Origin of the sequence: Rhodovulum sp. BSW8, from assembly GCF_003314725.1 — a bacterium.
Classification (GTDB): Bacteria; Pseudomonadota; Alphaproteobacteria; order Rhodobacterales; family Rhodobacteraceae; genus Rhodovulum; species Rhodovulum visakhapatnamense.
The window spans coordinates 255,802-267,746 of sequence record NZ_QNVX01000036.1 but is presented as its reverse complement, the minus strand read 5'-3'; the positions used below and the strand labels follow the sequence as shown (position 1 = coordinate 267,746).

The 11,945-nt window shown below is 69.2% G+C and carries 7 protein-coding genes; 1 reads left to right on the top strand and 6 read right to left on the bottom strand.

Features of this window, described 5'->3' with window-relative positions:
* Nucleotides 1-44 precede the first annotated feature (44 nt).
* The 5 genes from DSD19_RS15450 to DSD19_RS15430 all read right to left on the bottom strand — a co-directional run bounded on the left by DSD19_RS15450 (nucleotide 45) and on the right by DSD19_RS15430 (nucleotide 8,268).
* Nucleotides 45-1,478: an FAD-linked oxidase C-terminal domain-containing protein gene (locus tag DSD19_RS15450; RefSeq protein WP_113670222.1), complete on the bottom strand. Its 1,434-nt coding sequence runs from the start codon at nucleotides 1,476-1,478 to the stop codon at nucleotides 45-47.
* An 82-nt stretch (nucleotides 1,479-1,560) separates the two neighbouring features.
* Nucleotides 1,561-3,612 (bottom strand): glutamine amidotransferase, encoded by a 2,052-nt coding sequence (locus DSD19_RS15445; protein WP_113670221.1) that lies wholly within the window; start codon nucleotides 3,610-3,612, stop codon nucleotides 1,561-1,563.
* Nucleotides 3,609-6,392: a DUF4159 domain-containing protein gene (locus DSD19_RS15440; protein ID WP_113670220.1), complete on the bottom strand. Its 2,784-nt coding sequence runs from the start codon at nucleotides 6,390-6,392 to the stop codon at nucleotides 3,609-3,611. Before DSD19_RS15440 ends, DSD19_RS15445 begins: the two co-directional genes overlap by 4 nt.
* The gene (locus tag DSD19_RS15435) at nucleotides 6,392-7,264 is read right to left on the bottom strand and encodes a DUF58 domain-containing protein (protein ID WP_113670219.1); all 873 of its coding nucleotides are present in this window, start codon (nucleotides 7,262-7,264) and stop codon (nucleotides 6,392-6,394) included. The genes DSD19_RS15440 and DSD19_RS15435 overlap by 1 nt, the downstream gene beginning before the upstream one ends.
* Complete coding sequence (locus DSD19_RS15430; protein ID WP_113670218.1) at nucleotides 7,261-8,268, bottom strand: MoxR family ATPase; 1,008 nt, start codon at nucleotides 8,266-8,268, stop codon at nucleotides 7,261-7,263. The genes DSD19_RS15435 and DSD19_RS15430 overlap by 4 nt, the downstream gene beginning before the upstream one ends.
* 59 nt (nucleotides 8,269-8,327) lie before the next feature.
* Here DSD19_RS15430 and DSD19_RS15425 point away from each other — a divergent pair, with 59 nt between their 5' ends.
* On the top strand, nucleotides 8,328-8,927 hold the full coding sequence (locus tag DSD19_RS15425) for a DUF1285 domain-containing protein (protein ID WP_113670217.1): 600 nt from the start codon (nucleotides 8,328-8,330) through the stop codon (nucleotides 8,925-8,927).
* A gap of 132 nt (nucleotides 8,928-9,059) precedes the next feature.
* Here the strand turns inward: DSD19_RS15425 and polA are convergent, their stop codons facing one another.
* Nucleotides 9,060-11,867: a DNA polymerase I gene (gene polA, locus DSD19_RS15420; protein WP_113670216.1), complete on the bottom strand. Its 2,808-nt coding sequence runs from the start codon at nucleotides 11,865-11,867 to the stop codon at nucleotides 9,060-9,062.
* Nucleotides 11,868-11,945: the final 78 nt, after the last annotated feature.

Below are 11,945 nucleotides of genomic sequence, written 5' to 3'. Positions count from 1 at the left end.
GGGGTGAATTGTCCGTCAGGACAAGAGGGGGGCAGACAGCCCCCCTACCCCGCGCGCCGCCCCGCGCTGACCTCCAGCGGGAACACCTTCGCCGGGTTCAGCAGCCAGCCCGGATCGAACACGTCCTTCACCCGCATCTGCGCGTCCAGATCCTCGGGCCGGTACTGCACCCCCATCAGATCGCGCTTCTCGACGCCGACGCCATGCTCGCCGGTCAGACAGCCGCCCGCCTCGACACACAGCTTCAGGATCTCGGCCCCCAGCGCCTCGCAGCGCTCCAGATCGCCCGGCGCATTGGCATCGAACAGGATCAGCGGATGCATGTTGCCGTCGCCCGCATGAAAGACGTTGGCCACCCTGAGCCCGGCCTCGGCCGACAGCTCGCCGATCCGCCGCAGCACCTCGGGCAGCGCCGAAACCGGGATCGTGCCGTCGAGACACATGTAATCGCCCAGCTGCCCCATCGCCCCGAAGGCCGATTTTCGCCCCAGCCAGATCCGCGCGCTTTCCTCGGCCGACCCGCTTTCGCGCAGCTCGACGGGTTCATGCGCCATAGCGATCCGCTTGATCAGCGCCAGCTGCTCGTCGATCTCGGCCGGGCTGCCCTCGACCTCGACGATCAGAAGCGCCTCGCAATCTGGATAGCCCGCGCCCGCGAAAGCTTCGGTCGCCGCGATGCAGGGCCGGTCCATGAACTCGATCGCGACCGGCAGCACGCCCGCGCGGATGATGTCGGCGACACAGGCGCCAGCCCGTTCCGAGCAGTCAAAGCCCATCAGCACCGGCCGCGCCCCTTCGGGCTTGGGCAGGATGCGCAAGGTCGCCTCGGTCACCACGCCAAGCTGGCCTTCGGACCCGCAGATCACCCCCAGCCAGTCATAGCCCGCCGCATCCAGATGCGCGCCGCCGATCTCGACCACAGTGCCGTCCATCAGGACCAGGGTCACGCCCAGCAGGTTGTTGGTCGTCACCCCGTATTTCAGGCAATGCGCACCGCCCGAGTTCATGCCGATATTGCCCGCGATGGCACAGGCCAGCTGCGAGGACGGATCGGGCGCATAGAACCAGCCGTCGCCCTCGACCGCGCCGGTGACCGACAGGTTCGTGCGCCCCGCCTGCACCCGAATGAACCGGTTGGGGTAGTCGACCTCCAGCACCTCGTTCAGACGGGCCACGCCCAGGATCACGCTATCGGCGGTGGGCAGCGCCCCGCCCGCCAGCGACGTGCCGGACCCGCGCGGCACCACCGGCACGCGCTCTTCGTGGCAGACCTTCAGAACGGCCGAAACCTCGGCGGTCGATGCGGGCAGCACCGCGGCCAGCGGCGGGCAGCGATAGGCGGTCAGCGCATCGCATTCATAGGCGCGGGTCGCGGTGGGGTCGTGGATCACGGCGTCTTGGGGAAGCACCGCCATCAGGCGGCGCAGCACATGATCCTTCTTCGCCATCACCCGGGCATCCGGTGCGGGCATCTGCATGTCCGGCTCTCCTCCCTCGAACCGGTCAAAAAATATGACCAGTTTTGCAGCTTGGCAAGGACCTTTCCCCGCCCGTCCCGGGTCAGCGCCGCCCTTCGCGCAGCCAGGCCCCGACGCTCAGCAGGGCAGCCAGAAGCAGGAACGCCCAAGCGGGCGCCAGCGGCATGACGGTGACATCGCTGGTCAGATAGGCCCCGCGCGGGGTGATGCCCAACCAGCCCCGGCCATGGGCGCGGCGGCCCTCGCGCACCGTGCGCAGATCGGGCATGCCCGCATGAAGCGGCAGGATCCCGCCGCGCGTGGCCGCAACCGGCGCATCCAGCCGGGCACCGCTGGCAATGGTCTCCTCGAACTCGCGCGGCGCGGCCGGTCCCAGCGCAATCACCGTGTCGAGCGTGCCGTCGGTCAGGCGGTAAAGCCCCATCTCGGGACCTTCATAGGTCGCGGTGAAACGGCCGGGCGCGGTCTCGGTCAGTTCGAGCCGGTCGGTGCCGCCATCGGGGCGCGCGATCTCGACGCTCCGCGGCTCCTCGGACAGCGACCGGCGGGTGACGGTCATCACCTGCCCCTCGGCCGTGGCGCTCAACGCCTCTTCCTCCAGCTCGGGCTCCTTCATCATCCAGTGCGCGAGCCGCCGCAGCAGCTCGAGCTGCGGCCCGCCGCCCTCGAAGCCGCGGGTCCACAGCCAGGCATGGTCCGACCCCAGCAGCGCGACCCGACCCTCGCCGACGCGGTCAAGCACCAGCAGCGGGCGGTCGTCGATGCCGCTCATCACCACCTCGCCCCGCTTCGGCACCAGGTCGATCAGCCGGAACCAGCGGCCCCAGGCACCGCCCGCCTCGGCCTTCAGCCCCTCGGTTACCGGATGGCGCTGGCCGAGATCGGTGATCTCGGGACGATAGCCCTGCTCGATCACCCGGGCGCTGGGCTCGGCGGGCAGGATGTCGGCCAGGGGCGAACGGTAGATCGACTCGGCCCCGGCGAAATCGGGTCCGGCCGCGATCAGCAGCGCGCCGCCCTTCTCGACATAGTTGCGCACATTGTCGAAATAGACCGCCGGAAGAATGCCGCGCCGCTTGTAGCGGTCGAAGATGATCAGGTCGAACTCGTCGATCTTGTCGAGGAACAGTTCGCGCGTCGGAAAGGCGATCAGCGACAGTTCCGACACCGGCACGCCGTCATGCTTGTCCGGCGGGCGCAGGATGGTGAAATGCACCAGATCGACGGAACTGTCCGATTTCAGCAGGTTCCGCCAGGTCCGTTCGCCGGGATGCGGCTCGCCCGACACCAGCAGCACCCGCAGCCGGTCGCGCACGCCGTTGATCTGCACCACGGCCGCGTTGTTGCGGTCGGTCAGCTCGCCCGGCTGCTCGGCCACCGAGAACTGGATCACGTTGCGCCCGGCATGGTCCAGCACCACCGGCACGTCGAGATCCTCGCCGATCGGCACGCGATAGCTTTGCGGCTCGCCGCCATCGACCGAGACGGCGACAGAGGTCGTGCCGCCCATGGTCTCGGGCACCGCGCCCTGATCCTCGATCTTCAGGGTCAGCGTGACCTCCTCGCCGAGGATCGCGAAGGCGGGCGCGTTCCTGACCACCAGCCGCCGGTCCCAGTCGTCCTCCTGCCCGGTCAGGAGCGCATGAAGCGGCGCGGGCAGCGACGGCGCGCGGTCCAGATCGTGCAGCTGCCCGTCGGTCAGCAGGATCGCGCCCGCAAGCCGCGACCGCGGCACCTCGGCCAGCGCCTCGGACAGGGCCGTCATCAGCATCGTGCCCTCGTCGCCCGCGCCATCCCCGAAACGCACGATCCGAAGCTCGGTATTGTCGAGCGCGGCCACCTCGGCGCGGACCCTCTCGACCGCGCGGGCGGTCTGGTCGGGCCGGTCCGCCAGCCGCTGCGAGGCGCTTTCGTCAACCACCAGAACCACGATGTCGGACAGCGGTGTCCGCTCTTCGGTCTGCAATGACGGGTTGGCCAGCGCGGCCAGGATCGCCACGGCGGCAAGCCCGCGCAGCCACCAGCCCGCAAGCCCGCGCCAGAGCGCGAAGCCCACCATCAGAGCGGCCAGCGCCGCCGCCGCCCAAAGCAAGAGCAGCGGCACCAGCGGGTCGAAGATCACCTCGCCGGTCATTGGCCGAGCCTGTCGAGCAGCGCGGGCACATGGACCTGGTCGGATTTGTAGTTGCCGGTCAGCACATGCATGATGAGGTTGATCCCGAAGCGGAAGGCGATCTCGCGCTGGCGCTCGCCCGCATAGCCGCGTCCGACCGGGAACATCGCCGCGCCCTGCCCGTCGATGGCCCAGGCCGAGGCCCAGTCATTGCCGCCGATCACCACCGGCGTCACCCCGTCATTGAGATCGCGGAAGGGCATGCCCTCGGCCTGTTCGGCATCGGGGGGTGCTGCCTCGACCCACACGTCGCGCCCGGCATTGCGGCCGGGAAAGTCCTGCAACAGGTAGAAGGTGCGGGTCAGCACATGATCGGAAGGGATCGGTTCCAGCGGCGGAATGTCGAGCGGGCGCGCCAGTTGCTGCAGCCGCCGCCCCTCGGGCGAGCCGCCGCCATAGGCCGCGACATCGGCATCGCGCGTGTCGAAGAGGATCATGCCCCCGGTCCGCAGATAGCGGTTGAGCCGGGCATAGGCCGCGGGCGAGGGCATCGGCTGCCCGGCGGTCACCGGCCAGTAGAGGAAGGGAAAGAACGACAGCTCATCGGTCTCGAGATTGACGGCGATGGGCTCGGCGGGCTCGATCGAGGTGCGCTGGGTCAGCTTTTCCGACAGGCCCCGAAGCCCCGCATCGGCGATCTGGTCGACCCGGGCATCACCGGTCAGGACATGGGCCAGGACAACCTCGCTGGTGGCGCGCAGTGCCAGCGCGTCGTCGGCGGGCGTACCGGGCTCCTGCGCCCAAGCCCCCTGCGGCACCAGCATCACAAGCCCCAGCGCCAGAACCGCCGCGCGGCCCGCGACGCGCCCGCCCCGAAGCCGCCCCGACAGCCAGAGCGAGGCCAGGATGTCGGCTGCGAAGATCGCCAGCGCCGCGGCCAGAACCCAGCCCTTCAGCACCGTCTCGCGCGCGACAGTCAGCCCCTCGACCGCGATCCGGGCGGGCCAGGCGGCGGGGCTCAGCACCGTGTCCGTGCCGATCACGTTCAGCGCCAGCCGCCGGTCCTCGCCCGCATAAAGCCCGGGCGGCAGATCCGGCCCCGGCACCGCTCTGGCCAGCGTTTCGCCCGGCACCCCGGGCAACTTGCCGGCCTCGGCCAGCTCGCCAAAGGCGTCGATCACCGCTTGCGGCACCCAGGTCGTCCCCGTCAGTTCGGCCGCATCGGGCCGTGCAGGCCGGGTCGAGACTGCCAGCCGTTCCAGCATCTGAACGAACAGCCCCGACAGCGGCAGGGTCGACCATTCGGCATTGGCGGTGACATGGAACAGCACCACCTGCCCCTGCCCCATCTTCTTGCGGGTGACCAGGGGCGTGCCGTCGCTGAGCGCCGCGATGGACCGGTCGGCCAGCGCCGGGTCGGGCTGGGCCATCACCTGGGCATTGACCCTCACATCGTCGGGCACCGCGAGCCCGAAGAAGGGCGAGCCCTCGCCGAAGGGCCGCAGCGTCTTGGGCTCGCCCCAGCTCATCGCCCCGCCGACCGTGCGCCCGCCCGCGCGCAGCCGCACCGGCATCAGCGGATCTTCCTCGGCACGGCTGACATCCGAGGCGGCAAGCCGCGGCCCGGCAAAGCGCAGCAACAGCCCGCCCTTCTCGACCCAGCCTTGCAGCGCCTCGGATTCGGCCGGTGAGAGGGTCGCCACATCGGCCAGCACGATCACATCGGGATTGGCCAGCACCACATCCGACAGGGTGCCCTCGATCAGATCGGCGGTGGGGTCCAGCGCCTTGTGCAGATAGTGCAGCGGCGACAGCAGTTGCAGCCCCTCGCGGTTCTCGTTGCCCGCGATCAGCGCCACCTCGCGCCGCTTGAGGCTGTCATCCGTCAGGCTGACCGCCCCGGCCGAGCGGACGCCCTCGATGGCAAAGCGGCTGATCCGGTTGCGCAGCTCGGGCGGCAGAACCAGATCGGTCGCAGCCTCGGTCTCGCCGGGCGCGAAGGCAAACGGAACCCGCGCCAGCACCCGCTCGACCCCGGCGGGGTCACGACCCGTGGCGGCCAGCGTGGCCTCGGTCGCGGGGCCGGGCCGGGCACGCAGCGCCGTGAGCCCGATGGCCCCGTCCCGGAACGCAGCCGGGCGCAGCGCCACAAGCGGCCGGGGGCTTTCGAAGACGCTGACCTGCCCGTGCCGTTCAAGCGCCGTCAACAACGTCGTGCGCCCGGGCCAGTCGAGCCCGCCCGACAGCCAGAACGTATCGAACCGTCCCTCGAGCGTCCGGGTCCAGTCAGCCAGCGCATCCGCATCGGGCAGCCAGGCCGCCGGGTGGAAGCCCGCAAGCCGCGCCGACCAGACCTCGGCCGCCTGGAAAGGCAGCCCGTCGCCGGGCAGGTCGGTCGCCTGCACCACCGCGACCGGCCGTCCGTCGCGGGCGGCCTCGTCCAGCATCGCCTCGATGCGGTCGATCCGGCGGGGCCAGTCGCGGGCATCGGCCCAGCCGCCGTCGATCATCACCAGAAGCGGCCCGCGACCGGGCATGCGGTCCTGCGGGTTCAAGACCGGCCCGGCAAAGCCGACAATCAGCGCGGCCACCGCCAGCATCCGAAGCAGCAGAAGCCACCAGGGCGTGCGGTCGGTCTGGGTCTCGTCATCGGCCAGCCCCAGCAGCAGCGCCACCCCCGGAAACCGCCGCCGGATCGGCGCGGGCGGCACCGCCCGCAGCAACAGCCACAGCGCGGGCAGCAGCACCAGCCCCCAAAGCAGCAGCGGCGCGGTGAAACCGAAGGCCCCGACGGTCCACATCAGCGCCCGCGCTCCAGCGCGCGGAACAACCACAAAAGCGCGCCCTGCGCGCCCTCGCCGGTGTGATGGGCCGAATAATGCCAGCCGGTGACCCGCGCCAGATCGGCCAGCCGCGCCTTGCGCTCGGCCAGCCGCGCCAGATAGCGGCCGCGCAGATCACCCGCTTTCAGCGTTTCATGGCGCAAGGTGCCGCCCATGCTTTCGAAGATGGTCCGCCCGTCGAAGGGAAAGGCCTCTTCGGCGGGGTCCAGCACCTGCAGCAGCGCGCCCTTGACGCCGCGGTCGGCGGCCTCGGTCAGCGCGGTCTCGACCGGAGCCAGATCGCCGAGAAAATCGGACAGGAAGACCGCGCGGGAATGGGGCGGCATGCCCCGGGTCGCGGGCACGCCGTAATCGCTTTGCGACAGGTCGCGGCCCAGCACCTCGGTCAGCCTGAGGATCTGATGCTGACCGCGCCGGGGCGGCAGGTCGGACCCCAGAAGCCCCACCCGTTCGCCGCCCCGAATCAGCAGAACCGCCAGCGCCAGCGCCAGCACCCGCGCGCGCATCGCCTTCGGCGGGTGGTTCCCGCCCGAAAAGCCCATCGAGGCCGCGTCGTCGACCCAAAGCAGCACGCTTTGCGCCGCCTGCCATTCCTTCTCGCGCACGAAATGCGCATCCGACCGGGCCGACCGGCGCCAGTCGATCATCCGCGCCTCGTCGCCCGCATGGGCCGGGCGGTATTGCCAGAACTCGTCGCCCTGGCCTGCCCGGCGTCTGCCATGCTCGCCCAGCAAGACCGCCTGGGCCAGATGCTCGGCCTCGGCCAGAAGCGGCGGCAGGGCCTCGGCCAGCCCCTCGGCACGGGCGCGGAGGGCGGCGGCAGAGATCACGCGGCGGCCTCGACCCGCACGGTGTCGCGCGCGACCTTTTCGATGATCCGGGGCAGGTCCTCGCCCCGGGCGCGGGCGGCGAAGCTCAGCGCCATGCGGTGGATCAGGACCGGCCCGGCCATCTTCAGCACATCGTCGGCCGAAGGCGCCAGACGTCCGTCCAGCAGCGCCTGCGCGCGCACCGTCAGCATCAGCGCCTGGGCCGCGCGCGGCCCCGGCCCCCAGGCCACGTTCTCGCGCACGGCCTGCGGCGCCTCGGGTTCGTTCGGACGGCAGGCCCGGACCAGATCGAGGATCAGCTCGACCACGCCCTCGCCCACCGGCATCTGCCGCACGACCTTCTGGGCGGCGATCAACTCGGCGGCGGTGAAGACCGGATGGGCCTCTTCCTCGGCGACCCCGGTGGTCGCCATCAGGATGTCATGCTCGGTGCGGCGGTCGGGATAAGGCACGTCGATGCGCACCAGAAACCGGTCGAGCTGGGCTTCGGGCAGCGGATAGGTGCCCTCCTGCTCGATGGGGTTCTGGGTGGCCAGCACATGGAAGGGCGGGGTCAGCGCATGCGACTCGCCCGCGATGGTGACGGATTTCTCCTGCATCGCCTGCAAAAGCGCCGATTGCGTCCGGGGGCTGGCCCGGTTGATCTCGTCGGCCATCAGCATCTGGCAGAAAATCGGCCCCTCGATGAACCGGAAGGCGCGCGAGCCGTCAGGCGCCGTCTCCAGAACCTCCGAGCCCAGAATGTCCGCGGGCATCAGATCGGGCGTGAACTGGATGCGCCCCCCGTTCAGCCCCATCACCGTCGACAGCGTGGCCACCAGCCGGGTCTTGCCCAGCCCGGGCAGGCCGATCAACAGCCCGTGCCCGCCGCAAAGCAATGCGGACAGGGTCAGGTCGACCACCCGTTCCTGACCGATGAACCGCTTGGTGATCGAGGCCTTCGCCTCGGCCAGCTTCTCGCCCAGCGCCTCGATCGCGGCCACCAGTTCGGTCTCGTCGGGCATGACTTCTCTCCTGTCCGGCTTACATGAGCCATTATCGGCAGATATCCTGTTCACCTCAAATGGCAAAAAACCGACAGGGACAAATGATCGTGAAACCTGTTACCGAAAGCCTCGCCGAAGCGGCCCGCGCGGCCTCGGGCAAGGGTCTGCCGCCGGTGCACCTGTGGAACCCGCCCTTCTGCGGCGACATCGACATGCGGATCGCCCGGGACGGGACCTGGTTCTACCTCGGCACGCCGATCGGCCGGGCCCCGCTGGTGCGGCTGTTCTCGACCATCCTGAAACGCGAGGGCGACCGCCATTTCCTCGTCACCCCGGTCGAGAAGGTCGGCATCACCGTCGACGACGCCCCTTTCGTCGCGGTCGATGTGGACCGTTCGGATGAGGGTGGCGAACCTGTCCTGACCTTCACGACCAATGTCGGCGACCGCGTTGCGGCTGGCCCGGGCCACGAGATCCGGGTGACGCGCGATCCTGGAACCGGCGAGCCCGCGCCCTATCTCCATGTCCGCGCGGGGCTGGAGGCCCTGATCGACCGCAAAAGCTTCTACCGGATGGCCGAGATCGGCGACACCGTCCGGCACGAGGGCCGGGACTGGTTCGGGTTCCGCTCCAAGGGCCTTTTCTTTCCGGCGATTCCCGCCGAGGAACTGACCTGAGCGCAAGCCATGCTGCACGCGCGCGACATGGGTATTTGAGCCAAGAAGAAACCGGCAATGGGTCTTCGCCAAAGCTCCCCGCCCCCGCAGAACCTATGGGCGAGGCCCCAATTCTTCGCAGAAGAATTGCGCCTAATGCGCCGCGGCCCAGTTCGGCCCCTGCCCGGCATCGACGACCAGCGGCACGTCCAGCGCCACGGCAGGAAGCCCGGCGCGTTCCATGACCGCGCGCGCGCACTCGGCGACATCTTCTGCCGCCCCCGCCTCGACCTCGAAGATCAATTCGTCATGGACCTGCAGCAGCATCTTCGCAGGTAGCCCCGCGATCGCCGCAGGCATCCGGATCATGGCGCGGCGGATGATGTCGGCCGCCGTCCCCTGGATCGGAGCGTTGATCGCCGCACGCTTCGCAAAGCCCGCCTGCGGCCCCTTGGCGCCGATCTCGGGCGTATGGATCCGCCGCCCGAACAGGGTCTGCACATAGCCGTGCTCCTTCGCGAAGGCGACCGTCGCGTCCATGTAGTCGCGGATGCCCGGAAACCGCTCGAAATAGCGGTCGATGAAGCCCTGCGCCTCGCCGCGCGGAATGCGCAGGTTCCGCGCGAGGCCAAAGCCCGAAATCCCGTAGATCACCCCGAAATTGATCGCCTTGGCGCGGCGGCGGACCTCGGGCGTCATCTCGGCCATCGGCACGTCGAACATCTCGGACGCCGTCATCGCATGGATGTCCTGGCCCTCGCGGAACGCCGCCTTGAGCGCATCGATCCCGGCGACATGGGCCAGGATGCGCAGCTCGATCTGCGAATAGTCGAGGCTCAGCAGCACCTTGCCCTCATCGGCCACGAACGCCTCGCGGATGCGGCGCCCCTCTTCGGAACGCACGGGAATGTTCTGCAGGTTCGGATCGGTCGAGGCGAGCCGCCCGGTCACCGCCCCGGTGATCACGTAAGAGGTATGCACGCGGCCCGTCTCGGGGTTGATGTGGTCCTGAAGCGCGTCCGTATAGGTCGATTTCAGCTTCGACAGCTGGCGCCAGTCCAGTACACGCGCGGGCAGGTCATGGCCCTCGGCCGCCAGATCCTCCAGCACATCGGCGCCGGTGCCATAGGCGCCGGTCTTGCCCTTCTTGCCACCCGGGAGGCTCATCTTGTCAAAGAGGATCTCGCCCAGTTGCTTGGGGCTGCCCACATTGAAGCTCTCGCCCGCCAGCTCGTGGATCTCGGCCTCGAGCGCGGCCATCTTCTGGGCAAAGGCGTTCGACATCCGTGAAAGCGTGTCGCGGTCGACCTTGATCCCGGTCATCTCCATTTCGGCCAGCACCGGCACCAGCGGGCGTTCGAGCGTCTCGTAGACGGTCGCGACCTTCGCCCGATGCAGCTGCGGCTTGAAGAGCTGCGCCAGCCTCAGCGTCACATCGGCATCCTCGGCCGCATATTTCACGGCCTCGGCGACCGGCACCTTGTCGAAGGTGATCTGCGACTTGCCCGAGCCCAGCAGCGACTTGATCGGGATCGGCTCGTGCCCGAGATAGCGTTCCGACAGCGCATCCATCGAATGGCCGTGCAGCCCCGCATGCATCGCGTAGGACATCAGCATCGTGTCGTCGATCGGCGCCACCGCGATGCCGTGACGGGCAAGGATCTTGGCATCGTATTTCATGTTCTGCCCGATCTTCATCACCGCCGGGTCCTCCAGCAGCGGCTTGAGCAGGGCCAGAGCCTCGTCCATCGGCATCTGCCCCGGCGCCAGCGCCGCCGAGCCGAAAAGATCGCCCTCTCCCTCGCGATGGCCAAGCGGGATGTAGCAGGCCTGCCCCGGCTCGACCGCCAGCGAGATCCCCACCAGATCCACCCGCATCTCGTCCAGCCCGGTGGTCTCGGTATCGACCGCGACCCAGCCCCGGGCCTGCGCGCGCGCGATCCAGACCTCAAGCGCGGCCGCGTCGCGCACGCACTCATACCCCTCGGGGTCGAAAGGCAGCGCGGCCGGCGCCGCGGGCACGTCGGGCGCCGCGGCGGAGCTTGGCTCGGACAGAACGGGCGGCTCGGCGCCCAGCGCATCGGCGACCCGCTTCAGCAGGGTGCGGAACTCCATCTGTGCCAGAAACCCCAGCAGGGTCCCGGCATCGGGCTCTTTGACCTCGAGATCGTCCAGAGTCTCGTCAAGCGGCGTCTCGGCATCGAGCGTCACCAGCTTCTTCGACAGCTCGATCTGGGCGCGGTGCTCGATCAGGGTCTGGCGGCGCTTGGGCTGCTTGATCTCCTCGGCCCGGTCCAGCAGCGTTTCGAGATCGCCATAGTCCTGGATCAGCTGGGCCGCGGTCTTGATCCCGATCCCCGGCGCGCCCGGCACGTTGTCGACCGAATCGCCCGCCAGCGCCTGCACATCGACCACCCGGTCGGGGCCGACGCCGAATTTCTCTTCGACCTCCTCGACGCCGATCCGCTTGTTCTTCATGGCGTCCAGCATCTCGACCCCGTTGCCGACCAGCTGCATCAGGTCCTTGTCGGAACTGACGATGGTCACCCGGCCGCCCTTCTCGACCGCCAGCCGCGCATAGGTGGCGATGATGTCGTCGGCCTCGTAATTCTCCTTTTCGATGCAGGCGATGTTGAAAGCGCGCGTGGCCTCGCGGGTCAGCGGGATCTGCGGGCGCAGATCGGCGGGCATCTCGTCGCGATTGGCCTTGTAGTCGGGGTAAAGATCGGTGCGGAAGGTGTGGCTGCCCTTGTCGAAGATCACCGCCACATGGGTCGGCGCGTCCGGGCCGCGATTGTCCTGCACGTATTTGTGGATCATGTTGCAGAACCCCGCGACGGCCCCGATGGGCAGCCCGTCGGATTTCCGCGTCAGCGGCGGCAGCGCGTGGAAAGCGCGGAAGATAAAGGCCGAGCCGTCGATCAGATGCAGATGGCAGCCGGTGCCGAAACCCTCGGTCATGTCGTTCTCCCCGTCGCTGGCCCGTGTCACTGGCCCGTGTCACCGGCCCGCCTGCCGGACCTGCCTGCGGTCTTGCCA